Source organism: Mangrovivirga cuniculi, assembly GCF_005166025.1.
Classification (GTDB): domain Bacteria; phylum Bacteroidota; class Bacteroidia; order Cytophagales; family Cyclobacteriaceae; genus Mangrovivirga; species Mangrovivirga cuniculi.
In genome coordinates, this window is sequence record NZ_CP028923.1 from 1,426,656 (window position 1) to 1,451,592 (window position 24,937).

At 34.8% G+C, this 24,937-nt stretch carries 24 protein-coding genes and 1 riboswitch; of the genes, 7 read left to right on the forward strand and 17 right to left on the reverse strand.

What is annotated here, in order from left to right; all coding sequences use genetic code 11:
• Window positions 1-191: 191 nt before the first annotated feature.
• The 6 genes from DCC35_RS06560 (at window position 192) to DCC35_RS06585 (ending at window position 8,775) form a co-directional block, all read left to right on the forward strand.
• Window positions 192-3,449, forward strand: a complete 3,258-nt coding sequence (locus tag DCC35_RS06560) for a S41 family peptidase (RefSeq protein WP_137090027.1) — start codon at window positions 192-194, stop codon at window positions 3,447-3,449.
• 209 nt (window positions 3,450-3,658) lie between these two features.
• Window positions 3,659-4,582, forward strand: coding sequence for a hypothetical protein (locus DCC35_RS06565; RefSeq protein WP_137090028.1), 924 nt, complete (start codon window positions 3,659-3,661; stop codon window positions 4,580-4,582).
• 61 nt (window positions 4,583-4,643) lie between these two features.
• Entirely contained in the window at window positions 4,644-6,656 is a 2,013-nt protein-coding gene (locus DCC35_RS06570) for a mechanosensitive ion channel family protein (protein WP_137090029.1), read from the forward strand.
• On the forward strand, window positions 6,616-7,257 hold the full coding sequence (locus DCC35_RS06575) for a hypothetical protein (RefSeq protein WP_137090030.1): 642 nt from the start codon (window positions 6,616-6,618) through the stop codon (window positions 7,255-7,257). Before DCC35_RS06570 ends, DCC35_RS06575 begins: the two co-directional genes overlap by 41 nt.
• Complete coding sequence (locus DCC35_RS06580) at window positions 7,247-7,933, forward strand: DUF2490 domain-containing protein (RefSeq protein ID WP_175402746.1); 687 nt, start codon at window positions 7,247-7,249, stop codon at window positions 7,931-7,933. The genes DCC35_RS06575 and DCC35_RS06580 overlap by 11 nt, the downstream gene beginning before the upstream one ends.
• A 2-nt stretch (window positions 7,934-7,935) precedes the next feature.
• Complete coding sequence (locus DCC35_RS06585) at window positions 7,936-8,775, forward strand: endonuclease/exonuclease/phosphatase family protein (protein WP_217495929.1); 840 nt, start codon at window positions 7,936-7,938, stop codon at window positions 8,773-8,775.
• A 50-nt stretch (window positions 8,776-8,825) separates the two neighbouring features.
• On the opposite strand, the gene DCC35_RS06590 is transcribed toward DCC35_RS06585, so the two are convergent.
• The 17 genes from DCC35_RS06590 to DCC35_RS06670 form a co-directional block, all read right to left on the reverse strand.
• Window positions 8,826-9,278: a hypothetical protein gene (locus DCC35_RS06590; protein WP_137090032.1), complete on the reverse strand. Its 453-nt coding sequence runs from the start codon at window positions 9,276-9,278 to the stop codon at window positions 8,826-8,828.
• Window positions 9,279-9,535: 257 nt separating this feature from the next.
• Window positions 9,536-9,916, reverse strand: a complete 381-nt coding sequence (locus DCC35_RS06595; protein WP_137090033.1) for a hypothetical protein — start codon at window positions 9,914-9,916, stop codon at window positions 9,536-9,538.
• 94 nt (window positions 9,917-10,010) lie between these two features.
• On the reverse strand, window positions 10,011-11,543 hold the full coding sequence (locus tag DCC35_RS06600) for a tetratricopeptide repeat protein (protein WP_175402747.1): 1,533 nt from the start codon (window positions 11,541-11,543) through the stop codon (window positions 10,011-10,013).
• A 128-nt stretch (window positions 11,544-11,671) separates the two neighbouring features.
• Window positions 11,672-12,508 carry a CvfB family protein gene (locus DCC35_RS06605; protein ID WP_137090035.1) on the reverse strand — a complete coding sequence of 279 codons (837 nt, stop codon included), beginning with the start codon at window positions 12,506-12,508 and terminating at the stop codon, window positions 11,672-11,674.
• Between the two features lie 146 nt (window positions 12,509-12,654).
• On the reverse strand, window positions 12,655-13,581 hold the full coding sequence (locus DCC35_RS06610) for a hypothetical protein (protein WP_137090036.1): 927 nt from the start codon (window positions 13,579-13,581) through the stop codon (window positions 12,655-12,657).
• A gap of 160 nt (window positions 13,582-13,741) precedes the next feature.
• A complete protein-coding gene (locus DCC35_RS06615) occupies window positions 13,742-14,146 on the reverse strand; it encodes a winged helix-turn-helix transcriptional regulator (protein WP_137090037.1) in 405 nt (134 codons plus the stop codon).
• A gap of 163 nt (window positions 14,147-14,309) precedes the next feature.
• Window positions 14,310-15,731 (reverse strand): T9SS type A sorting domain-containing protein, encoded by a 1,422-nt coding sequence (locus DCC35_RS06620; RefSeq protein ID WP_137090038.1) that lies wholly within the window; start codon window positions 15,729-15,731, stop codon window positions 14,310-14,312.
• A gap of 124 nt (window positions 15,732-15,855) precedes the next feature.
• Entirely contained in the window at window positions 15,856-17,121 is a 1,266-nt protein-coding gene (locus tag DCC35_RS06625) for an acetyl-CoA hydrolase/transferase family protein (RefSeq protein ID WP_137090039.1), read from the reverse strand.
• Between the two features lie 113 nt (window positions 17,122-17,234).
• Window positions 17,235-17,708, reverse strand: a complete 474-nt coding sequence (locus tag DCC35_RS06630; protein WP_137090040.1) for a hypothetical protein — start codon at window positions 17,706-17,708, stop codon at window positions 17,235-17,237.
• Between the two features lie 15 nt (window positions 17,709-17,723).
• A complete protein-coding gene (locus DCC35_RS06635) occupies window positions 17,724-18,794 on the reverse strand; it encodes a serine hydrolase domain-containing protein (protein ID WP_137090041.1) in 1,071 nt (356 codons plus the stop codon).
• Window positions 18,795-18,934: 140 nt separating this feature from the next.
• Complete coding sequence (locus tag DCC35_RS06640) at window positions 18,935-19,204, reverse strand: Trm112 family protein (protein WP_137090042.1); 270 nt, start codon at window positions 19,202-19,204, stop codon at window positions 18,935-18,937.
• A 157-nt stretch (window positions 19,205-19,361) separates the two neighbouring features.
• Window positions 19,362-19,580, reverse strand: coding sequence for a thiamine phosphate synthase (locus DCC35_RS22030; RefSeq protein ID WP_137092603.1), 219 nt, complete (start codon window positions 19,578-19,580; stop codon window positions 19,362-19,364).
• The gene (locus tag DCC35_RS06650) at window positions 19,505-19,831 is read right to left on the reverse strand and encodes a thiamine phosphate synthase (protein WP_175402748.1); all 327 of its coding nucleotides are present in this window, start codon (window positions 19,829-19,831) and stop codon (window positions 19,505-19,507) included. Before DCC35_RS06650 ends, DCC35_RS22030 begins: the two co-directional genes overlap by 76 nt.
• Window positions 19,831-20,886 carry an AIR synthase-related protein gene (locus DCC35_RS06655; protein WP_137090044.1) on the reverse strand — a complete coding sequence of 352 codons (1,056 nt, stop codon included), beginning with the start codon at window positions 20,884-20,886 and terminating at the stop codon, window positions 19,831-19,833. The genes DCC35_RS06650 and DCC35_RS06655 overlap by 1 nt, the downstream gene beginning before the upstream one ends.
• Window positions 20,886-21,611: a class I SAM-dependent methyltransferase gene (locus DCC35_RS06660; protein WP_175402749.1), complete on the reverse strand. Its 726-nt coding sequence runs from the start codon at window positions 21,609-21,611 to the stop codon at window positions 20,886-20,888. The genes DCC35_RS06655 and DCC35_RS06660 overlap by 1 nt, the downstream gene beginning before the upstream one ends.
• A gap of 67 nt (window positions 21,612-21,678) precedes the next feature.
• Window positions 21,679-21,768, reverse strand: a riboswitch (TPP riboswitch).
• A 69-nt stretch (window positions 21,769-21,837) separates the two neighbouring features.
• Window positions 21,838-22,905 (reverse strand): SMP-30/gluconolactonase/LRE family protein, encoded by a 1,068-nt coding sequence (locus tag DCC35_RS06665; protein WP_137090046.1) that lies wholly within the window; start codon window positions 22,903-22,905, stop codon window positions 21,838-21,840.
• A gap of 199 nt (window positions 22,906-23,104) precedes the next feature.
• Window positions 23,105-23,314, reverse strand: a complete 210-nt coding sequence (locus tag DCC35_RS06670) for a hypothetical protein (protein ID WP_137090047.1) — start codon at window positions 23,312-23,314, stop codon at window positions 23,105-23,107.
• A 212-nt stretch (window positions 23,315-23,526) separates the two neighbouring features.
• Between DCC35_RS06670 and DCC35_RS06675 the strand changes: the two genes are divergently transcribed.
• On the forward strand, window positions 23,527-24,927 hold the full coding sequence (locus DCC35_RS06675) for a ComEC/Rec2 family competence protein (RefSeq protein ID WP_137090048.1): 1,401 nt from the start codon (window positions 23,527-23,529) through the stop codon (window positions 24,925-24,927).
• The last annotated feature ends 10 nt before the right edge of the window (window positions 24,928-24,937 follow it).

A 24,937-nucleotide genomic window follows, 5' to 3' on the forward strand; every position in this document is an offset into this window, starting at 1 on the left:
CATCCCTATTGATCCGAATTTAAATCTGTTTTCCACACCTGGTTTAATTATTCAGTACCTTTTAACTGAATTTTAACAATTAATTTTACTAATATAATTTTTCATTTTCTAGTGGAATTTACCGATATTAAAATGGGTTTTTTTAAGTAATTACCCGATTTTATTGAATTAATCCGTCAAACCGATATACCATGAAAAATTATTTTAGAATTATACCTTTCCTTACAGGTATTTTATATTGTTTAAATGTTTATAGTCAGGTGGATGCCAGACTTTTTTATTTCCCGGATGTTTCATCCAGTCACATTACTTTTGCTTATGCAAATGACATTTGGATAGTTCCTAAAGAAGGAGGAACGGCCAACAGGCTTACAACAGCACAGGGGATTGAGATTTTTCCGAAGTTTTCTCCTGATGGAAATCATATAGCCTTTAGCGGTAATTATGAAGGAAGTGCTGATATATATGTTATACCGACAATGGGTGGTGTGCCTGACAGGTTAACATATCACGGTTCTGGAGACCGAATGCTGGACTGGCATCCTGATGGAAATAAAGTTCTTTTTGCATCTGCTCGTGAAAGTGGCAGGCAGAGGTATAACCAGTTTTATTTAATAGATAAGAATGGAGGTGAGGCTGAAAAATTACCAGTTCCGTATGGAGAAATGGCTTCCTTTTCTCCGAATGGTCAGAAATTAGCTTATACAGACAAATCGAGATTGAACAGAACCTGGAAACGCTATAGAGGAGGTATGGCTCCCGATATTACGATTTTCGATCTGAGCGATATGTCACATAAAAATATTGCTCAAAGTGATGCAAATGAAGAATTGCCAATGTGGTCAGGAAATAAAGTCTATTTTTTATCTGATCGCGGACCAGAAAAAAGATATAATCTCTGGGTTTATGATTTAGATTCTGACGAATCAACACAATTGACAGAGTTCGAAGATTTTGATGTCCATACTCCATCGATCGGACCAGAGGAAATAGTTTTTGAGGCGGATGGAAAATTACACCTTTATAGCTTATCTGACGGCTCAATCAAACCGGTCAATATTAATATCATTTCAGATCGATCAAACCTTTTACCCAAAACTGTAAAGACCCACAAACAAATGCAAAATGCATGGCTTTCTCATGATGGAAAACGTGCAGTAATTGAAGCTCGGGGAGATCTTTTCTCTGTACCAGCAAGTAAGGGGCCGGTGATCAATCTCACCAATACTTCCGGATCTGCAGAACGATTCCCTGCCTGGTCGCCTGATGGTAAAAAGATAGCCTATTGGAGTGATGAAAATGGTGAATATAATCTTCACGTGATGGATGTTGAGTCAGGAAATAAAACTCGATTAACAAATTATGATGAGGGATTTCGATATCAATTGTATTGGTCTCCGGATAGTAAGAAACTTGCATTTGTAGACCAGGCAATGGCAATTAATGTATTCAATACTGATAACAATCAAACAACAAAAATTGACGAAGGTCTATGGATGTATCAGGGTGCTTTGAATAATTTTTCAGTATCATGGTCTCCTGACAGTCGTTGGATGGTATACTCCAGAGGTGAACCCAATCGAAATAACTCTATTTTTATTTATGATCTTGAAAATGGTGAAAGAAAAAGAGTGACCAGCCAGTTCTATAGTGATTATTCACCGACGTTTGACCCTGATGGAAAATACTTATATTTCTTTACAAACCGGGCAATGAATCCTACTTACAGTGATTTTGATTGGAGTTTTATTTATTCAAAATCTGCCCAATTAGCGGTTCTTCCTCTTGAAAAGAGCACTAAAATACCTTTTGAACCAGAAAACGATGAGGTAGAGATCAAGAAATCAGAAGAAAAAGAGGAAGAAAGCAAGAAAAAGAAAAAGAAAAATGGTGATTCTGATACCGAAAAAGAAATGGAGAAAGAAGTAAATATTGATTTTGCAGATATAGAGAGTAGAATAGTTTTAATGCCTTTAGAACCGGGTAATTATGGAGATCTTTATGCTATTAAAGATAAACTTATCTATCATGACAGAACCGGAGCCCGTGGTCCTGCTCCTATAAAAATTTACGATCCAAAAGAAAACGAATCTAAGGAAGTCTTTGGAAAAGCAAATGGATTTAGAATGTCAGCAGATGGTAAGAAAATCCTTGTTCTCCAGGGTAATGACCTTGCTGTTATAAAAGCGGAGCCCGGCCAGAATATAGAAGATAAATTACCTTTGGGTGAAATGGAATCCAGGGTAGATCCTAAAAAGGAATGGAATCAGATATTCATGGATGCATGGAGATTCCAGAGAGACTATTTTTATGATGAAAATATGCATGGTGTTGATTGGCAGGCAGTAAAAGATTATTACAGTAATCTTGTTCAACAGGCAAATACCAGGCGCGACTTAAATTACATAATAGGAGAGATGATTGGCGAACTCAATGCTTCTCATACTTATCGTGGAGGGGGAGACACTGAAAATAATGAGTGGACCCAAGTTGGTTATCTGGGTGTAGACTGGAAAGCTGATAACGGATATTATAAAGTATCAGAAATTATAAAAGGAGCACCATGGGATGCGGAGGCTATAGCTCCAGTGGCTATGCCAGGAGTAAACATTAAAGAAGGTGATTATATTTTGGCAGTAAATGGAGTTCCTTTAACAGCTGATAAGGAACCGTATAGTGCCTTTTATGGTCTTAATGGAAAAACAGTTCAATTAACAGTTAATGATAAGCCTTCTATGGAAGGTGCCAGAAAAGAACTTGTTAAAACATTTAGTAGAAATGAGGATGCTCGATTGAGGCATCTAGCATGGATAGAAACAAATAGAAAACAAGTTGAGGAGGCAACGAACGGAAGAGTAGGATATATCTATGTGCGTAGTACAGGGTTAGATGGACAGGCAGAACTGGTGAGGCAGTTTGCAGGGCAATGGAATCTTGATGGGTTAATAATTGATGAACGATTTAATAGTGGTGGTCAGATACCTGATCGATTCATTGAATTATTAAACAGAAAGCCTTTTGCTTACTGGGATGTAAGAGATGGAGAGAACTGGCAATGGCCTCCGGTAGGTCATTTTGGACCAAAAGCAATGCTAATTAATGGATGGAGTGGTTCCGGTGGAGATGCTTTCCCCGATTACTTTAGAAAAGCAGGATTAGGGCCACTAATCGGATCCAGAACATGGGGAGGTTTAATCGGAATCACTGGTGCACCAGCTCTTATTGATGGTGGTCGAGTTACTGTCCCGACTTTTAGAATGTATAATCCTGATGGAACATGGTTTAAAGAAGGACATGGGGTTGAACCTGATATTAAAGTTCCTGAAAACCCTTCTGAGTTAGCGCAAGGAAATGATGTTCAGCTTCAGAAAGCCATAGAATATGTTATGACCGAACTCGAAAATAAAGATTTAGGTGTTCCTGAACACGAGGCTAAAGAAACGAGGTAGGAATATCATTATCTTTTATAGATATAAAGCTTAAACCGAAGGGGTAACCTCTTCGGTTTTTTTCTCTTAAATGTAAATCATATACCGGAGACCGTTGTCTAAAAACCTTTAAATGTATGCTAAAAAAATATCATTAAAGCTGATTATAATGTGATTTTAATTTGATATATTATATTAAATATTCAAAAAATCATATAAATCAAATTGACATGAAGAGAATACCACAATTGTTTGTCCTGTTATCAATAGGATTGATAATGGCCTGTGAGAGTAATGAGCAATCCTCTCTAGTTCAAATAGAAGTTCAACCAGAATTTAAAGATCTGGAAGCGCTGGGAATCAATGCGAGATCAGCTTCGGATATAGAAGGTTTACAGTTTGCGCTTTATAAAGCAGAATATCTCACAATCGGAGAAAATGGTGAGATGGGAAATACTGTATTCTTTATGGATACAGGAAATAAGCAACTAGATGCTGATTTTGTACCCGGTACCAGTATTGATGGTACAAATGACATTTCGTACTATATTGATGAAAACAGGCCATCTGCTGATTTGGATGTTAGTACAACAAGTGAAGCAATTGACAGGGCAATGAATACCTGGGACAACGTGCGTTGTAGCGATTTGAATGTTTTCAAGGTGCCTTCTAACTCAATGGCAAATACTGGTTTTATTTCGGCACTCTTTGGATTTGGTGGAAGTTTGGATTACTTCGGAGATGTAGTTCATTGTGGCTGGATGGGCCCTGATTTCTTTAATTTTCTCAGACCCGGAGGTGCCAATGGCATTTTGGGAGTCACTTTTACGATAATATTTGTGGATGAAAACGGTCCAACTGATATTGATAATAATGGAAAGAATGATGTGGCATTCAGGGAAATTTACTACAACGATAATTTCCCATGGTTTGATGGAGGAAACATCGATGTAGAAACTGTAGCCTTACATGAAGCGGGCCATGGTTTAAGCCAGGCACACTTTGGGAAAGCCTTCTTAGACAATGGTACAGGTAAGGTGCATTTTGCTCCACGAGCAGTGATGAATGCAACATACTCAGGAGTTCAAACAGATATTCTCAGAACTGATAATGCCGGTCATTGTTCAAATTGGGCTGATTGGGCAAATAACTAAAAGAAAGCATATTTTAAAGGGATCTATCTTATTCTAGAGATAGATCCTTTTTTATACAAAAATGAGTATTCGATTTTTTATAATATTGATTATCCTATTTATACCAGGGAAAATCTTCTCCCAGGAAACCCGGGATCAGCAATTTTCTGATTCTACCAAAACCGCATTACTTAAATTATATGAGAAAGAGCTGAATAAGATAAAGCAACGAAAACTCGAAGATTCATTGATGGAAATAATCATCCTTGATAGAATTTCGACGCTCAATTCAGATACCATTCAGGAAAAGGTTAGTGAAAATGAAAATCAGGTAATTCCAGATCCTATTAAAGAAGTGGAAATAGAAGATGGAGAGCCAGTAATTGGTGTATCAGGTGATACCCTATTTTATTTGTTCCAGCCAATAGGAACTTTAAGTATACCTCAAAGAGCTGAAAATCTGAATTTGAAATTAAAGGAACTTTTCAATGATGATACATTTTCACCAGATTCATTAAAAATTATTAATACAGGAAATGAAATTGAAATTTACTATCAGGATCAGCATTTGCTGACAGCCACTAATGAAGAAGCAAATTATTATCAACTAACCTTAGATCAGTTATCCCTGTTTTATCTAAATTCTCTAAAAAAGGATTTTGAGAAGTCGTATCGCGAAAAGAGCTTTTTTATAAATTTATTAAAAGCAGGAAAGGTACTATTAATCCTAATCGGATTATGGGTATTAATAAAGCTTATCAACTCAGGTAGTAATCGCTTATTTAAACTGGTTGAAAAACATAAAGATAATTGGTTAAGAGACCTTCAGTATAAAAACTACACCTTTTTATCAAAAAATCAGGAAATCGGATTGATAAAATTTTTGATTGGAGTAGGAAAATGGGTTCTTATAATTCTGGCGTTTTATATCTCCATACCATTAATTTTTAGTGTATTTGCCTTTACGAGAGGTTGGGCTGATAAGCTGTTTGACCTGGTGTGGTCACCGTTTTCTTCGATTGCTAACTCTATCTGGAATTTTCTTCCTAACATGTTTACAATAATTGCCATATTAGTGGTGATGAAATATTTCCTGAACTTCATCAAATATATTTTTCAGGAAATCAGAAGAGAAAAACTGAAAATACCGGGTTTTTACCCTGATTGGGCAAAACCAACTTATGGAATAATTAAATTTTTATTGATCGCATTTACTGTAGTCTTGGTTTTTCCATATTTGCCGGGGTCGGATTCTAAAATATTTCAAGGAGTTTCAGTTTTTGTTGGTGTCTTATTTTCTCTTGGTTCTACGAATGCTATTTCCAATATGGTCGCCGGTATAGTAATTACTTATATGAGGCCATTTAAGCGGGGAGATCGCGTACGAATAGGATCTATTACCGGTGATATTATAGAGAAAAACCTGTTGGTAACCAGAATAAATTCAATAAAGAATGAGGTGATCACGATACCCAATTCAACAATTCTTTCCGGAAATATTTTAAACTATAATTTGCTGGGTTCAGAAAGTGGGCTAATCATTTATACTACTGTTACGATTGGGTACGATGTACCATGGAAAAAAGTGTATAAAGCCTTAAAAGAGGCCGCAAGCCTGACTGAATTACTATTGAAAGATCCAGAGCCATATGTATTTCAAACGGAATTGTCTGATTTTTATGTTGCTTATCAATTAAACGCTTATACAAAAGAACCCAATAAACAGGCAGCTATTTATTCAGCTTTACATGCCCATATTCAGGATGTATTCAATGAAAATAATATCGAAATAATGTCACCACATTACCAGGCCAATAGAGACGGGAATAAATCTACAATACCTGGTGTTAAATCAGAAAACACAAAAATTAAAAAGAAAAGAAATCAGGAACAAACTGGGGAAGATGAACCCGTTTTAGGAGACAGAGGGCAGATCATCGAGGAGGAAATCGATGATGTAACTAAAAATAGTGATTCAACAGAGGATAAATCGACAAAAAATTCTGAAATTGAAGTCAAGGAAAAAGGTCAAAAGACTCATAGAAAAAATCAGGATGATAACAAAAAAGGTACAGATGATTCCCGGAAATCCTAAAAATAGAAATCCATATTATGTGGGTAAATTTTTAAGGATATTTATTTTCGTCTTTTTAGTACAATTAAATTACGATTCCTTTTCACAAGTCAAATTCGAAAGAGAATACAAAATAGGAGAAAATGAGGTTCCTGATAAAGCATTAAATTTCATAAATGAAAGTGAAGTTAATTCCCAAATAAACTGGTTTCGGGAAGAAAGCGAGGATGGTATATCTATCGAGGCAAAATTTAAGAATAATGGAAAATTATATAGTGTAGAGTTTTCAGAGTCAGGGGAAATTCAGGATATAGAAATCATTGCAAGAAAAAAAGAAATTCCAAAAGAGGTATGGGAAATACTGGACGAGAACCTCACTACAGAATTCGATAAATATGGAATAATGAAAATCCAAACCCAATTCACAGGGGAATCTGCCGGTTTACTAAAACTTTTAAAGGAAGGGGCGGAAGATCATGGTTGTATATTGAAATATGAAATCATCATCAAATCTGTAGTAGAAAAAGAGTGGAGTAAATATGAAATTTTAGCTGATGATGAAGGAAATATTTTACAAGTTAAAAAATTAATTGTCCGAAATACCGATAATCTTGAATACTAGAACATTTTTTATATTTCTTATTTCATTAAGTTCAAATTTATACTTGTTTTCTCAGTCTGATTATCAATTCGGAACATTACCTTCCATCAATGTTAATCACAAAATATCAGGAAACTGGACATTAAATGTGAAATGGGAGGGTAGGCAGGTTTATTCACAAGGTGAAATAAACACTGAGTTTGATGATCTACCCGTTTATGAGCGGAATGATATAGCTACATTAATAAGCTATAAAACAGACTTGCAACAAGTTATTGCTGTAGGTTATCTTATTCGATTTGAAATGGGTGAAATTTTCCATCGATCAATTCAGCAATACACATTTTTAGAATCCGGTTACTCATCACGCAGATCTCACCGGATATCAACAGACCAGACTTTTAGTGAAGTTGAAGATACAGAATTTAGATTTCGATACAGGTTTACCATTGAAAAACCATTGAGTGGAATTAAAGTTGACTCCAGGGAGTTTTACCTGAAATTTAATAATGAATATCTCAATGTTTTGCAGGGAGGAGAATACGATCTGGAAATTAGAATTGTTCCACTAGTGGGTTATAAATTTACAGAGGATTTTAAAACCGAAGCCGGGCTTGATTACAGGATCGAATCAATTATTAACAATACAACCTCTCATAATTATTGGGTATCTTTAGGAGTGTATTTATCCTTTTAAATATGAGATGGCTACCTGTATTTATATTTTCAATACTAGTTATTTCCAATTCTCTTGTTGGGCAGAGCTTTTCCGCCATGACTTATAATATTAAGTATGATAACCCATCAAGCGAATTGAATAGCTGGGATGATAGAAAAGAATCTTTAGTAGAATTGATAAAGTTTTACCATCCTGCCATTATTGGAACCCAGGAGGGATTATTCCATCAGCTCGAATATATTGATTCTGCCCTTGTTGATTATACCTATTTTGGAAAAGGCAGAGATGATGGGCAGAAGGAAGGAGAGTTTTCTGCAATATTCTACGATTCTACGAAATTCAATGTTAATAGTAAAAATACCTTCTGGCTATCTGAGAACATGAAGATTCCATCTTATGGCTGGGGAGCTAATTATCGAAGAATCTGTACATATGCTTTGTTTACATTCAAAGAGTCAGGGGAGGAATTTTGGGTTTTCAATGCTCATTATGATCACGAGAATAAATTATCGAGGGTCAATTCTTCTAAATTGATTTTAGAGGTGCTAAATAGCGTGAATAGAAATAACTTACCTGTTATTGTAATGGGCGATTTTAATAGCCAGAAGGTGGATGAGCCTATGAAGATATTGAGTTCAGTTCTATCAGATTCCTTCCAACAGTCAAAGGTTGTTTATGGACCATTCGGAACCTATAATGGATTTAATATTGAATCGCCATTAAATAGAAGAATTGATCATATTTTTATTCGAAAGATTGATGTTGATACTAGCTTAACAATAGATGATCGGAGGGATAATAATCTTTATATAAGCGATCATTTTCCAGTCTTTATTAAGGCAGATATAAAAAAAAGGTGAAGGTGTTGAAAACCTTCACCGGGTAGGAATTTCTAATATTTATTATCTTTTTAATTACTTCTTGACATACCTAGCTGCATGCTTGACCTTGCAATAAGGCTTTGGTATTCTTCCCAAATGGCTTTAGCAGAAGCGCCCTCATCCTTAGCTATTTTTTCCATAGCCTTTCTCCATTTTATATTGTCAGGACTTACTTCCCAGTTCATTTCATCTAGCCCGTCCTTCATTGACCAAACCACCATCATATCCCAGGGACCGGTTTTTAATTCGATCATTGTTTCAGGGAAGCTGGTTGCGGACATATCCGCGGCTTTCCTAAAGTAATCATTGATGATTTCCAGAGCTCTCCCCATTTTTCCAGGCTTGAAATCTACGAATACGACTTCTTTCCAGGTTGCGTTTTCTAATTTTTTAGGTTGCATTTCTTCCTGCGCCATGATATCACAAGGCATAAGAAAGTATACAAATATAAATGCTGTGGTAATTGTGGTAAGTATTTTCATTGGTGTGGTATTATTAGTTAATATTAGAATATTACTAATTAATATAAGAATAATTAATATGAATAGCAAGAGGTTTTTTTCGAAAAGGTTATTGCTTTAATATTGATTTTCAGTCTTTTGAAGACTGAATGTTCGACCATAAAATTTAAAAGACTTATGGTTACCAGGACTTCCAGATTTATTGATAAATATTATGAAGTATTAATTACAAGATTAGATATTATGAGGACCTTTAATTTTTACTAATCTTTATTTGATCATTCATAAATAAATTCAGGTTTTCCATCAATGCATACTATACCAGAAGGTTTAGCAGGCACTGAACAGTCTGAATATACTCGGTATTTTTTGTTAAATTCTATTTGTTCAGATTTATAGTCATCTACCAATTCAAGAAGTAGAGAAGTATCAGATTTTACTGAATACGGCAAATAGTGGGTTGGGCCACCACATGCCTTTGATCCTATCGGAGTGATTAGCCAATTTGAAGATTCTGTACAAGTTTCGCTGTAAGCTATTTCTTCTATTTTCTGATATATTTTTTCAATACGCTGGATTTCTTCTTCTTTCGAGATAGAATCTTCTAAGCATGCAACCGAGACCATTGCAGGAATTAATAACAGAATAAGTCTTTTCATATTGAAGGTTTTACTAAAAACACATCAAAAATCATTCCGTAAGTAACCTAGTACTAATGAAAAAACATAAAGTAATTATATTTTTGACTTTGAATTAGCCTACCTCCTTTAACTCTTCTTTCTCTAATAAATTCCTGATACTTTTTACTACAATTTCCAGATCCTTCACCTCTTTAACAAGCATAGGAATAATTATATCATAATCCTTATTCTCATTCTTATCATTCATCAGGTTCACCAAACCAATTACCCTGGCAAGAGGCCCTCTTATTTTGTGGGCATTCATGAATGAATATTTTAAGATTGTTTTATTTTGTGATTTAACTTTTTCAGTCCTCATCAACACCTCTTTTTCCAGATTAATATTCATTAATGATATTTCCTGGTAAGCCTTAATTAGTTTATTTGACTGTTCATCTAACTGTTCTTTCTGCTGAAGAATCTGACGATTGGATTTGGTCAATTCTAAATTTGCTTGTTTTCTTAACCTGTTAAATCTCATTAGGATTATCGATGCAATAATCAGAATTACAAGGCAGGATAAAGTAGCAATAATTATGATGGCTTGGTTTTGTATTACTGATTCCTGGAGTTCAGCTTCCTTTTTGAGCACCTCATTTTCATGTGATCGTTGAATGGACGCATAATTACTTTTTAGCTGTGAGATTTTGAAAGTATTTTCCCTGGTAATAAGGCTGTCTTTTAGAATAGAATGTTTTTCAAGAGCAGAAAGTGCTTTTTCCGAATTTTCGGTTTCTTTATAAAGCTTATAGAGTGATTTATATCCTATCTCTTCCACTCGCAGCATTTTCTTTTCAGAGGCAATTTCTATTCCCTTTAAAATATATTCTTCTGCAACACAAAAATTTCCGGAATTATAATGAGCTTTTCCAATACTGATTAAAATAGACGGTATCTGAACTTCATTCTTTAGTTTTTTATTTAAAGCTAATGCCCGGTCATAATAATCAAGTGATTTTTTAAACTCATTTTTATCCAGATACAAAGTCCCCAGGTTATGGTAAATAATAGCACATTCCCGCATATCTCCTTTATCTAATGATATTTCGAGTGCTTCATTATATGCTTCCAGAGCCTTTTTGAAATTTTCTTTTTTCCAATAGACAACTCCCAGATTCATGTAATAATTTCGCCAATTATCTACGTCGCCTTCTTTTAAAAATCTTTTGAGGTTCTTATAATTCTTTTCAGCATCATCGTATTGGTTCAGATACATATAAACCACTCCTATGTTGTTATATGCTTTAATTATTCCATCGTAATAATCAATTTTCTGAGCCAGGTTTAAGGAATTAATCGTTTGGTCAATTCCCTGTTCATACAAGCCGATATTAATATAAGAAATTCCCAGGCCTCTCAAAGAATTGGTAAGAAAGATATCATTCCCTGATTTTCTACTTATATCAATTGCTTTCTTGTTAATATCCAGTGCGAGTGAGGGGTCAGTATCATTTAATAATTCACCGTATAGCACTAATATTTCAGCTCTCTCTTCAATAGAAAGCGTTTTGTTCTCCAAAATGTTTGAGATACTATCTAGTTTTGGGTTAGCATCTAAAATTTCGAGGCACAAAAAAATGCCAAGAAATATAAGTGTTCTTTTCATTTTGGTGTATAGGTTGTGACCGATAATTGTTAGAAATAAGCAATACAGCATACTTATTTCTTCCGGTCACGAATATTGCACCTACAAATGATATTTCAAATTTATTTTATGATTTTTTTTAGAAAGAATTATCTGTTTAGAGTAATCCCGTCGGGTTCAATCGTTATTTTACGGTTTTTATACAGATCACCAAGTGCTTTTTTAAATGCTTTCTTACTTATTCCGAATTGATCGTAGATTGCTTCAGGTTTACTTTTGTCAGATAAAGGTAAAAATCCACCATTATTAATCAGGGTATTGTAAATGGTCTCAGCATTTTTATCATTGAAATTTTGATATCCAATTGGCTGCAGGGTTAGATCGATCTTTTTGTCTTCCCTGATTTTTTTGATATATCCTTTAGTTTTATCTCCGACATTAATATTTCTGAAAACTTCATCTTTATATATCAAGCCTCTGTGTTGACCATTAACAATTGCAGAATAGCCCATATCAGATATATGGTATATCAGTAATTCTACCTCTTCTCCTTCATTAACTGTCAATAATGCATTTTGCAGGTACTTGTCAATTTTATTAGATGCATATAATCTGTTTGTTTTTACATCAAAGTCCATATAAACAACATACCATCTGCCCGGTTGCATTTTTTGCCTTTGTTCTTTAAATGGGACCATTAACTCCTTCTCGAGCCCCCAATCCATAAAAGCCCCCACCGGGGTTACATCTGAAACTTGTAAGAAGCCAAATTCATCTAATTTTATTTTTGGTTCGAGTGTTGTGGCAACTTTTCTTTCTTCATGATCCAGGTATACAAAAACATCAAGATAGTCGTCTATTTTGTAATCTTCTGGAATATACTTATTAGGCAATAAGACTTCCTCTAAAGATTCACTTATCAAATAAAGTCCATGGTCTGTTTTACGGTTGATTCTTAGCTTATTATATTTACCGATCTCAATCATGCAGAATATTTTTTGTAAAGCTAATGCTAATATTGCAGTCGATGGTAAATTATGAGAATTAATTTATGATATTGAATGGTATCACTATAGATAATATTAAATAATGAAAAAGCACAACAGCTGTTGTGCTTTTCACCTTTATATAGTTACTGAACTTCAGTAAAATTTCCGTAGTAGCTTCCCGTCAGGGATTCGTCATCCGGATAGATAAGATTGAATGTTAAGTAGTAACGATTTTCCTCAATATTACTCTTTAATTCAATAGTACCGCTTACCGGTCTTATATCTACCTGGTTTTGATTTAGTACTAACCTGGCATCAAAGAAAAAAGTTGAATTTGCCACATCTTCCGGTGTGACCAGGCCTTCATCTCTAAACTCAAAGGTGTTATTTAAAAAATCACTTTCTTGTGGAGCATATAAATATATGTCAAGAATGATGTTTTCCAATCGATCCCCAATTTCAAAATTGTATAGATAGTGTGTAGGGTTAGAATTATTGTCTTCGTCAAATGGATCTGAAAACCCCTCTTTATAAACAAGGGATAATTCATTATCCATAAGGTAATTAGTGCCATTAAAATTAACCAGCCATTCTTGTCTTGCAACAATGGTGAAAACGGTAAAATGATCAACATCAGCCTGTATAGTTTTTGTTGATGCATTTACAATGGAAGGAAGCTCAATTAATGCTGAGTTTTCATAATATGCCATTGTAAGAAGCTCATCAGCACCTGAAATCGGTATATTGTCATTGCGATAATTATATGTCAAAACTGCAGGTATATCAAATTGCGTTCCATCAGGCCCCCAATCGTAAGCACTTTGGGCTAAAACTAATGTACCAGGAACGGGCTCCTCAGTCTGTTCAACAGTAATCGCTGTAGCTTCAGATAATGCCTCCGCAGGAACATTTAATTCCATTACTCCGTCTTGTGTTGCAACAGAACCACCTTCCTCATCAATGATATTTTCTTCTATTGGATTAGGGTTACTCTGATTATCATCATCGTCATCACAAGAAATTGTTATGATCATTACCATAGTAACTATTAAGAAAAGATTAAATTTCATAATCTGATGATTTTGGTTCAAGCCTTTATTCAACTCGGTGAGAACATATTAAAAATAACTCATTAGAATCTACTTATGAGAAATTTTCTACAAATCAAGATTAAGTATCGATGAAAGATTGTTAACGGTCAAGAGTATGTTGATTCAAACTTGAAAGCCATTACTCTTCTGTAAATAATCTGTTATAATTACCTTCTTCATTACTTCCCAGGTGATCAATTCTGCAAGGTACAAATTCAATTCCTTCAATGTTTTCATCACACCAATCACTAAATAAGTTAATAATAGGTACCAGGGATTTACCTTTATTTGTTAAGGAGTAATCAATATGGGGTTGTATATCATGAAATAATCTTTTTTCGATAATACCATCTTCTTCTAATTCCTTTAATTGAATTGTGAGCATTGCTTTGGATATCGCTGGTATACAATGCAACAATCCATCAAATTTTATCGGCTTATGTCCAATCACATGAATGATTATGATTTTCCATTTTCCTCCAATAATATTCATCAAATGTGTGATTGCACATTTTCTTGGGTTATTAATTATTTTTCTCGCCATTTTTTTAAGAGTAGGTATTAATTTACCAAAATTCAGAATAATAATTCCTAAAAAATGAAAAGATAATGATCAAAGTCTTGATAGATTGTATAGCAGGAAGTCTTGATTCCTGGAATTTTTCTGATTTGAAAGGAAAAAGGGAGCAAAAAACTCCACTTTTGATTTAATCTTCTTTTATAAACTTGAATTTGTCAACTATACCAGTCTGGTTAGTTATTATACCAATATAGTTTCCGTTTTTCAGGCTGCGTATATCTATTTTAACAGGATGGTTTATACTTATAGATCTGATAAATTGCCCCTGAATGTTATAGATGGTAAGGGTACCCTCTAAGGAATTGTTACTTTTAAAATTAAGATATTCCCTGGCTGGATTAGGGAAGGCTAAAAATTGGCTATTAAATTGATCGTCTAAAGACAGTATTGTATTCAGATCCTTATCAACATAATTATCGTTTGTAAAAACTGCAATAGTATGATCATCTAAAAATGAAGCAGATTTTTGAAAATCAGAATCCCATTTTGTTACCTCTGTTCTCAATGAAACTATGTAAGGCAAGTCTCTGCTAATTTGTTCTGCATTAGTAATGGTTATCTTGATTTTATGATATGTTGTGTCATTTACTGTTGAATTTTCGATGGTGTAACTAATATTATTTTCATATTGAAAAAGCTCCGAGATCAATTGAGTCTCAACCGTGCCTCCAATATATTCGATCAAAACTTCTTTAGTTTGTACTTCTCCTTCGCCTAAATGCATTTCAAACTGATTTATTTTACCATTATTTAAAATGACAGGCTCATTCTCTAGAGTTATTATATTAAAATCTCTGATAACATAACCAACGATATTATCAAATTGGTCAAATTGATAAACTTTTATTGCTGCTGAAAATTCTCTTTGATCAAGTAATCCCTGGGGTAGTAAGTCCTCCACATAGCCATTCCAGGATAGGTGTCCACTTACATGATTAATTTTTAAGCTATCTAAAAAATGATAATTTGGAACGGGAGAATTTTTTCCTTGTTTAGGTTCTACAAAAGAATAATATAGACGATAGTTATTCGGATCATAGCCACCCATCGATAGATTTAAATTTCCCGGGAAATAGTAAAAATTTGATTGATCTAAGTTAAATACCGGTGATTCATATCTCTGGCCGTGTATCAGGCTGAACATAGACTCTATATAAAATGGTATATCAACAGAATATCCTCCACTAATATTTTCCAGAAAATCATTTCTGTTTTGTTCAGTATAGGAGATTACATATTGACCATGATCGGGGAAGGTATGATAAACTGTTAATTCAACTTTTTGTAAAAAATCTATGTATGAGATATTGTTGATTTCAAATTCATTTGGCCTAGTTTCAATAACAGTTCCATCTCCAAAATCCAAAAAACCATAACCAAATTCGACACCTGATTCAGCATCTCTCCAACCCGTAAAAACAACTTTACATTCCAGACTATTTGGATCTTCCTGAATAATCCTGATTTCTCCGCCACGAATGTGAGTAGCCTGAGAATTAAAAAGTAATAAGAATTGTAATACTATTAAAAGTAAAAATTTATTATTCATTATTATAGTTGATAAATAAAAAATGAGACTCAAAAATAGTATTTAATACTATAAAATCAACAGTGGAATTAAATTAAAAAGGGAGCCTTTGAAGGCTCCCCTGTGTTAAATTTAAAGTACGATTTTATAATAATTCATAAACCTCTCTTTCGAGTGCTTCCTGATGATCAGGGTGAGCGATACTGATCAGGAGGTCAGTTCTTTCTTTCAGTGTTTTACCATAGACATTAACTGCTCCGTATTCGGTAACGATCCAATGAACGTGGGCCCTGGTTGTTACTACACTTGCTCCCGGAGTTAACCGGCATACAATTTTACTTTTACCGTTTCTTGTTTGAGACGGAAGAGCAATGATTGGTTTACCACCCTGCGATAGGGATGCACCTCTGATAAAATCCATTTGACCACCAACTCCTGAATATTGCCTGCTACCGATACTATCAGCACACACCTGACCGTAAAGATCTACCTCGAGCGCAGAATTGATTGCAATGACTTTAGGGTTCTGCCTGATCATTTTTGTATCGTTAATGAAGGAGGAATCTAGAAATTCAAAGGCCGGGTTATCATCAATAAAGTCATAAAGCTTCCTGGATCCTAAACAAAATCCGGATGTTACTTTACCTTTATAAATAGCTTTTTTATTGCCATTTATCACTCCCTTCTCCATCAGGTTCATTACGCCATCAGAAAACATTTCAGTATGCATACCCAGTTCTCGATGGTTTTCCAAAGCTAATAGAGCAGCATCTGGAATGGAGCCAATGCCGGTTTGAAGGGTAGAACCGTCTTCAATCAGATCTGCAATATGCTTTCCTATTTGTAGTTCGATATCACTTAATGGTTTTGTAGGATGTTCAAAAAGCGGATCATTAACAGCTATCATGTTGTCGATCTGGCTAATATGAATAGTTCCATCTCCAGAGGTCCGTGGTACGTTTGGATTAATCTGAGCAATAACCTTTTTTGCACAATTTACTGCTGCATAAGTGACATCAACAGAAATACCCAGACTGCAATATCCATGTTTATTGGGTGGTGATACCTGGATCAAGGCCACATCGACCGGGATAATTCCATTCCTAATAGCAAGAGGTATTTCACTTAAAAACATTGGAATATAACTTGCTCTACCTGCCTGGACATGCCTTCTGATGTTGGCCCCGACAAACATTGCTTTCACATTAAAACTATCGGAATATTGTTCTTCTGCATAGGGTGCATCCCCTTCAGTATGAATACTATAAATTGTTACATCTTTTAATTCATTGTGCCGTGCTGTCATTGCATTTACTAACTGTTGAGGAGTAGAAGCAGCAGAGTGAAGAAAGACATTATCACCAGATTTTATAATTTCAACTGCCTGGGCAGCTGTATCACAGACCTTCATGTTTTTTTTCTTAAAGGTCGCTGGTTAGAGATAAAAATTAGATAAGAATGGTCTGCTTATTCTATGATGTAAATCATAAGCTAATAATTGAATAGAATTTTAGTTTTTTGGTTCTAATTATTATTCAGATTTATAAATTTTGTATTGAGAGATTCAGCGTATGGTTTTATGTTTTTAATTAGTGATTCCTCATCTTTATAACTTCCAAGGTGAACCTTTTTGTTATCAGAAAACCTGATGTATGCATCGAAATCGATTTTTCTTTTAGTTGATGAATTAGCCGTGGAATAGTCTGACCTGGTTTCTAAAGTTGAGTTTATTTTGTAAAAAATACAGTCTATTTCTTCAAATGCATGCTTTTGTCCTATCTTAAATCCAAAGACTAAGGTGTAGTCATGATAGATGTTGTTTTTCAGATCAATTGAAAAACCATATTTAGTTGTTAATACGACAGCACTTAATAAGAGTAAAATTAACGAAAGAACTAAGTTGGCTTTAAGCAACGCCAGAATCCCAAATATCATTAGGATTATGAATATGACGATTCGTCCTTTGGAAAAATAATTGCCAATAATTAATGATTTCATTATACTTATTTCAGCTTATTTTCTCGCTCCCCAAACTAGGGAAATCATTCTGTAAAAATCACCCTTGTTAAAGGTATATTCATTTTCAGTATCTACCCGGTGAATTAACACCATTTTTGAAGCCGGATATACTGCCAGCATATGTATTCCTGTTCCCGTGTGGAAAAATGATCTGGAACTTCTGTTTTCTGTTTTCATTAATACATTCCATAGCATACCGTATGCTATACCATAACCGGGATCATATACTGAAATAGGTTGGGTACTGGCATCTATCCAATCTTCAGGTACAATTTGGTTCCCATTCCAGGTACCTTTATTCAAATAAAGCTGAGCATATCGAGCCATATCTCTTGATGACAATCTGAAATGGTAGGCCGGGTATTTTGATTTACTGTTTTCAAACATGTAAAAACCATCTGTATCTGGTATTTCCATGTTTTCTACCTCTCCATCGATTGAAACATAATTTGCTTTATAATGCTGCATACCCGTTGGAACAGCGATTTGTTCATAAAACAGATCATAAATTTTTTTGCCAGTTCTTTTTTCCAAAATATATCCTAGGACATTAAAATCCCAGTTGTTATAATAATAATGTTCCCCGGGTTTATGTGTGCCTCTGGGAGGCATCTTGGCCAGCATACCCTCTGAAACTGCTGCTGCATGGTGATAAATTCCGGATCGTGATTTTAATAGATCAGCTACAGTTGCCTGTAATTCGGTTTCTGTAAGCCCAGGATCTATATCATCTATTTCTAATTCTCCTAATGTCATGGTTGTATCAATGAGACCATCATCAATAGCAATCCCATAAAGAGAGTTTAACATTGCTTTTCGAATACTATGAATAGTATGAGGTTTTTTAGTATCACCGTATTCATAGACTATTTGGCCATCAACGAGGATCAATAGGGAAGAGGATCCTGCTTTTTCAAGGAATTGAGTCAGAGTATCTAGTCTTGATTTTGAAAAACCCTTACTTTCCGGATTGGCATATTCAAATTCAATAAATGATTGTGAATTTATACTTTCCACAGAACTGATAATGAGAAGGAAGGCGATTAAAAAATGATTGGTTTTCATATTAAATAATTAAAAAAATCCGTACCAAATATTTGCTACGGATAATGATAACTTATTTTATATTGTCTTAGTAACTATTTTTGATAAGTGGTGAAAACTAGGCTATAAAATCCTTCATATATTCAAATTCAATTTTCTTATCATTCTTCAATCAATCGGAAGTTTTCTATTTTCATTCCTTCTAATTGTTTGTTCCATTTATCTAACAAAGGTTTCTCCAGGCTAAACTCCCTGTATTCATCCGGATTCATTATAGGAATGCCACGGACAATAGGATAGATTCTTCTGCATTCTTTGCAGGTGAAAAAACCTTCAAGTATATTCTCAGTTGTGTCCTTAGTGACCACAGTCAAGTCAAGATCATTTTTATCAAATGGACAGCAAAGTTTATCTATCGTATCTCTTTTCATTTCTTTTTTAGCTTCTTTTTATAATTTCTCAATGCATCAAGTGGGTCTTCTGAACTCATTATTCCCGATACTATTGCTATTCCGTAATAGGGTAGATCATCTAGATCTTTCATGTTTTTTGTAGTGATTCCACCAGATAAAAATATCGGAATATCCGTTAACTCGGCAGCTTTTTAACAATCTTTGGATCGACCAGTTCACAACTATTATTGGTCTCACTCGGGAAAACCGTACAAAAGGATAAATAATCAAATCCGTAATCAATGGCCTCCTTAATTATATCAAGGTCATTATTTACAGTCAATCCAAAAATTCTATTATTAGGGACATTGGATTTGATCCGATCGAAGTCACGGGGTATTTCATCGAAGTGAATACCATCGAGTGCAAGTTCAGCAAATAATTTTTTTGATTATTTATCAATACAGGTGTGTCGAAATCTTTACACACTTTCTTGATTTCTTTAATATAATTTTTGAGATCGGGTGTTTTTTTAAAATTATCCCAAATCTGAACTGCTGCTAATCCTTCTTCCAGAAGATCATTTAATATATCAATGGTCTCTTGCAATGGCTCTGAAGGGTCAATAACAAGGTAGATGCCGCTATTAATTCTACTTTTTTTCATTATTTCCATCCTGATTTTAAAGCATTGAAAAATGCCGACCAATAAGGGTCTTCTTCAAAATAGATAATATCTTCCGAAATACCATTAGTGGTGACTTTTATTCCTTCATTTTCATCAGTCAATTCGCCAACTTCGGAACATCTGATCCCGTTTTCGTTAAGATGAGCACTAATCTTCTCTGAAGCTTCAGGAGTACAGCAAATGATCATTGAACCGGCACCGATGACATATCGTGAATCTAAATCAAAGACTGAACATACTTGCTCGATATTTTGATTCTTAGGAATTTTCTCATTATCGACTAAAACTCCATTTCCGGAGGCAATAGCTAATTCATAGATTGCTCCAAGTACGCCACCTTCAGTCACATCGTGCATAGCAGAGATATCTGAATTTTCAATTTCCGGAGTTGTTACTGCTGTAAGTGCATCCTGAAGAGATGAAGTCTGGAAAAATAATTCTTCTGTTTGTAATTGAACTTCTTTTCCAAGTTCACCTGTTAATTTATCCGGAAAGCTTTTCGCAAGAATCGCTGCCGAACTCATTGCGCAGGCTTTTGTTACCAGAATTTTATGACCTTTCTTGGCATTGTGAGATAATTTAACTTTCTCTTTTTCAGCAATAGTGGTTAAGGTTCCACCTCCAGAGATTGTCGAATTCTGTCCTTCAATAAAACCGGTATGACCTCCGGTTATTGCAGTACCTATTTCATCACAAAATTTATGTATGTAATTCCAATAAGTATCAAAATCTTCTTTAGTAAAACCAGCTGGTAGATTTAGAACAAACTGGCCAAACTGAGGAGCAAAGCCTGTGGTAGCCATATCATTAGCCATAAGATGAACCGATAACCAGGCCGATTCTTCCAGTCCTAACGATGGAATGAGAGATAAAGGGTCACTAGTCATTGCCAATGCCAGATTTCCGGGTATATCAACCAGCGATACATCTACTCCGAAACCGGGGCCTGTAATTACGTCCGGCCTATTATGACCGGAGTACTTTTTGATCTTATTGATCATTTTATGATCTGCTTTTCCTAGTATTTCACTCATTATTCAAGATCGTTAAGTTGAACATAAAGGCCGAAGAAGTCACCGATCGGAACACTCCATTGTTGTACAGGAAACCATTTTGGTAATCCTGTACACGACCACTCGATCGTGTAGTCCCTTCCCTGGAGCGCTTCATCAATTATTTTGGTAAGCATTTTAGGAGTATAAAAAGTAGCCGTTACGTAAAATGGATTTTTACCAAATAATTGCTGAACCCTTCTTCGAGCCACTTTTGGGGAATTTCTATTCATCATTCCCATGGCGATACCATGTTTAGCTACTCTGGCTGCTTCCCTGATCACTTTAACAGGGTCTTTATAATACTCGAAAGTGGTAATAAAAGCAAGAGCGTCAAAGGTGTTATCTTTAAATGGCATATGATGAGAATCAGCCATTACAAGGTCTCCCTCAAATAAGTGAATAGCCTGTGATAACATTAGTGGAGAGATATCTCCTCCTGTGGCTTCGATACCGATTTCCTTCCACCACCGTGTAAATCTCGTAGTTCCACAGCCAAATTCAAGTAATGTTTTAACTCGCTTATCTTTACTGACGAGTTGTTCCATTACTTTTTTCTGCCAGACTTCTGCTCTTTTATAACGTCCTTCGTACCACAGTTCATAAGTGTCAGTATGTTCACGGTTAAAAAACCATTCCGGTCTGCCTTGCCAGTTAGGTTGTTGTTCTGGTATCAGAACAGTTGAATTTTTTTTATCTATTTCCATTTTCAAGATGTTTAAAAACTAAAAATCCATCCTTTGGCCTGATACCAACAGAATGGATACAAAATGGAAATAATAGTTTTTGCTATCCCTACGTTGGCATTATCCAAATCAGGTTGCGGGTATGATCTCAGCCAAGTTGGCACCCCGTGCATTAATAATTACGTGAAGCTAAGACAATTGTTATTGTTGAGCAACAATTATAAGGTTCTGTTGAATCAAATTATTGCTATTCTGAAGTAAGAAAGTATCCAGCCTTATTCATCTTGTAACTACCAAAGTATAGAGTGTCTCTCGTTTGGACTGCGCTGGTAATATCATGATAAAGCCCTGATTTATCCTGAAGATTATATACGACATTTCCAAGCGTATCATACCCTATAATCATACCGTAAGGAGGAGGCATTTCTGGTGGAAATACAGAAGATACCCTGTAGGCTATTTTACGAAGCATTGGTTTAGTATATAAAGGCTCGAGGGTTCCTGTTCGAACAGATGGAAATGCTACCCAGAATATACCCTTTTCAGTATAAGTTATATTATCAGGGTACCCGGGAAGGTTATCCTGAAAATATTCTACATCACCTTTTTTAGGACCTTTTAACCAAAGCTTTTTGATTCTCATCCCGACAGTTTCATTCACCAGTACGTATTTATCATCAGGGCCTAGAGCGACTCCATTTGCAAATCGCAAACTATCCATTTCGACAATGGTTGATTTAGTGGCGGGGTTGTATTTCAAAAGCCGGCCGGTTGGTTGCAGCTCCCAAAATTCCATTAGCACCTCATCAGCGTGGTGTCTTTGGCTGGCATCGCTAAACCAAATTGTTCCATCCGAAGAAATATCCAGATCATCAGCTAACTTAATTTTAGTACCTTCAACACTATCAGCCAGTACCTCCATCTTACCGGTACTATTTATAGAAATCAGCCCTTTATATTCGTCTGCAATAATCAGGTTCCCTTGTTGGTTAAACTTCATACCCAGTGGTCTGCCTCCTGTGTTAGCAAACTCTTCTATATTGATTCCACCATGATCGAATCTAATAATTCGACCATCTTTTAAACCTGTATATAGACGGTTATCCGGTCCAAGTGCTATGGCTTCAGGTTGTGGGTAGCCTTCAAGAATTGGAGTGGCATTTCTTAATTCATTGTTGGGAGCAAGGTCTTCGACAAGTCCCGGGTTTTCCATTTGATGCCAGCTTACCGGTTCAAATGGCACTGGATAGAGTAGGAGGTAAAGAAATAAAAACAGAACAATCACTCCGAAACCTATGACAATTTTCTTAAGCATATCAGGTTATTTGGTGTGATTTCAATAAAAATAAAAACGGATTAAAAAGCAAAAACAACCAGATGATTATAATACTGGATATTTCTATTTAATAAGGTTGGATTTGTTGAATAGGTATTTTAGGGATAATAAACTCCATTCAGATCTGAGGCTAAATAGTCAGGATCTGGTAATCCTAAATAATAGGAAGTGAGAAGGATTATTCCTCCTCATGGTTGGAAAGAAGTGCCCATGTAGCAATTCCTGCAACTGTTACCACTGCTCCTACGGCTAATGCTAGGTTAAGATTTCTTTGTATACGTTGTGCTTTAGTTAGATAATTAGAACCCACTCCTTTTTTGGCTATGTAATCTTCAATCTCGTGAATTCTTTTCTCTAATTCGTCTTTAGCTTTATTTTTAATATCCATATTATTTTTATGTTAATTTACTTCCTTAAACGAATTATAAGTCATAATGTTTATTAACACTGCTTATTTCATTAGATATCACTTATTTATAAAATAATACTCATGACTTTTTAGTATTAAATTTTCATTTAACATTCAGTTTGATAAGCTGTGAATTAAATATTAAATTAAATCTAATTGACGGCTTAGATCATTTTAAATAAGAACAGCAAATGACAGAAGAACATTTACCCGAACATCTATTTAATCTTGGTCAGTATAATTATAAGTATGCTTTCGCAACTTTTCCTTCTGTAAAACTATACAGGTACTCAGACAGCGATGAATGGAGAAATCACCTGCTTTTCGGAGACATGATAAATATTATCGACACTGAAATTACAAATGAACGGGTCAGGGTAAGATGTCGAAATAATGCAGGATGGGTAAAAGTAAGTGATATTCAGAAAGACCGAGTCCTCGAAATGAATTTTATTGACGGTGGGGAAGGAGATGGCTGTCATATAATTACTCCCGATGAAAAAAATATATTGATAGATGCCGGGAATTCTGCCAATATGAATCATTATTTATTCTGGCGATTTGACCTATACAGAAAAGAAAAAATTCAACAAGCATTTTCAGCAGTTGTTACAAGAAATGACCGGAATTATTTCGGTGGATTTAAACACATATTTAATAACAAAGAACTGCCATTTGACAATCTGTACTTTAATGGTTTCCTGGCTAAGAAAGGTAATGGAGAAAGCTTTGAATTTGTAGCTGATCAACACAAATTGTCAGATAGAATAAAAACTGAAGGAACATCACTAATAAAGATTTTTAGAAATGCCTTAGATCATAATGAAAATTTAAAGTTCTACCCGATTAATAATAAGACTGAATTCTTAAATGGTTATGACAGTGAAAATATAATAAATGATAAAAAGTTTAATATCCGGGTGCTTTCTCCTCTTGCAGATAATTCTATGAGGCTTAACCAGGCCATCAGGCTGAAGGTAAGTTATGGAAATGCAGAAATTTTATTAGGAGGTGAATCAGATAAGGAAGATTCCCGGGAATTTATTGATTATTATTCTGATAATAAAAAATCCAAATGCTTGAAGGCGGATGTAATTAGTGCGGGACCATTAAATAAGAAGTTATTTGATCAAGGTTTAATCGAGGCTGCAGACAGTCGGGTAATAATCTTTTCAACAGGTGGAGATGAAAGCGATTTTAATTCAGTTAATGATATAACTGAAGCCCTGGGTGAAAAGATCAAAGATTTAAATGTACCGGTTGTAACCACTGATCTTGCACATGCAAAAGCAGAATTCAATAAAGAAAAAAAGAAGTATATATTCGATCGCCTGGAAAAGATAAAACAGGTAGAAGATGAAATGAAAAGTGAGGATAATCAGGAAAAACTTAAAACTTTTGAAGCGATAAAAATTAAAGCCAGAAAGGAAATTGATTCCATGATCACCAAATATGGAATGATCAATTTACGTACAGATGGAGAAAAGCTGGTGGTAGCCAGGGAACTCGATAAACCTGAAAAAGATACTAAGTGGAAAATACACTCGCTGGAGTATTCTGATTCCTCAAAAAGATTTGAAATTATAAAATAAAAATAACCAA

Excerpts from the sequence above, each read along its gene's own strand:
- DCC35_RS06570 (WP_137090029.1), top strand. The coding sequence starts at position 4,644 with ATGAGTATTCGATTTTTTATAATATTGATTATCCTATTTATACCAGGG.
- DCC35_RS06605 (WP_137090035.1), bottom strand. The coding sequence starts at position 12,508 with ATGATTGAGATCGGTAAATATAATAAGCTAAGAATCAACCGTAAAACA.
- DCC35_RS06650 (WP_175402748.1), bottom strand. The coding sequence starts at position 19,831 with ATGAAAAAAAGTAGAATTAATAGCGGCATCTACCTTGTTATTGACCCT.
- DCC35_RS06575 (WP_137090030.1), top strand. The coding sequence starts at position 6,616 with ATGATAACAAAAAAGGTACAGATGATTCCCGGAAATCCTAAAAATAGA.
- DCC35_RS06660 (WP_175402749.1), bottom strand. The coding sequence starts at position 21,611 with ATGGAAATAGATAAAAAAAATTCAACTGTTCTGATACCAGAACAACAA.
- DCC35_RS06600 (WP_175402747.1), bottom strand. The coding sequence starts at position 11,543 with ATGAAAAGAACACTTATATTTCTTGGCATTTTTTTGTGCCTCGAAATT.
- DCC35_RS06625 (WP_137090039.1), bottom strand. The coding sequence starts at position 17,121 with ATGAAGGTCTGTGATACAGCTGCCCAGGCAGTTGAAATTATAAAATCT.
- DCC35_RS06675 (WP_137090048.1), top strand. The coding sequence starts at position 23,527 with ATGACAGAAGAACATTTACCCGAACATCTATTTAATCTTGGTCAGTAT.
- DCC35_RS06665 (WP_137090046.1), bottom strand. The coding sequence starts at position 22,905 with ATGCTTAAGAAAATTGTCATAGGTTTCGGAGTGATTGTTCTGTTTTTA.
- DCC35_RS06655 (WP_137090044.1), bottom strand. The coding sequence starts at position 20,886 with ATGAGTGAAATACTAGGAAAAGCAGATCATAAAATGATCAATAAGATC.
- DCC35_RS06560 (WP_137090027.1), top strand. The coding sequence starts at position 192 with ATGAAAAATTATTTTAGAATTATACCTTTCCTTACAGGTATTTTATAT.
- DCC35_RS06565 (WP_137090028.1), top strand. The coding sequence starts at position 3,659 with ATGAAGAGAATACCACAATTGTTTGTCCTGTTATCAATAGGATTGATA.
- DCC35_RS06640 (WP_137090042.1), bottom strand. The coding sequence starts at position 19,204 with ATGAAAAGAGATACGATAGATAAACTTTGCTGTCCATTTGATAAAAAT.
- DCC35_RS06595 (WP_137090033.1), bottom strand. The coding sequence starts at position 9,916 with ATGAAAAGACTTATTCTGTTATTAATTCCTGCAATGGTCTCGGTTGCA.
- DCC35_RS06610 (WP_137090036.1), bottom strand. The coding sequence starts at position 13,581 with ATGAAATTTAATCTTTTCTTAATAGTTACTATGGTAATGATCATAACA.
- DCC35_RS06585 (WP_217495929.1), top strand. The coding sequence starts at position 7,936 with ATGAGATGGCTACCTGTATTTATATTTTCAATACTAGTTATTTCCAAT.
- DCC35_RS06635 (WP_137090041.1), bottom strand. The coding sequence starts at position 18,794 with ATGAAAACCAATCATTTTTTAATCGCCTTCCTTCTCATTATCAGTTCT.
- DCC35_RS06590 (WP_137090032.1), bottom strand. The coding sequence starts at position 9,278 with ATGAAAATACTTACCACAATTACCACAGCATTTATATTTGTATACTTT.
- DCC35_RS06630 (WP_137090040.1), bottom strand. The coding sequence starts at position 17,708 with ATGAAATCATTAATTATTGGCAATTATTTTTCCAAAGGACGAATCGTC.
- DCC35_RS06615 (WP_137090037.1), bottom strand. The coding sequence starts at position 14,146 with ATGGCGAGAAAAATAATTAATAACCCAAGAAAATGTGCAATCACACAT.
- DCC35_RS06620 (WP_137090038.1), bottom strand. The coding sequence starts at position 15,731 with ATGAATAATAAATTTTTACTTTTAATAGTATTACAATTCTTATTACTT.
- DCC35_RS06670 (WP_137090047.1), bottom strand. The coding sequence starts at position 23,314 with ATGGATATTAAAAATAAAGCTAAAGACGAATTAGAGAAAAGAATTCAC.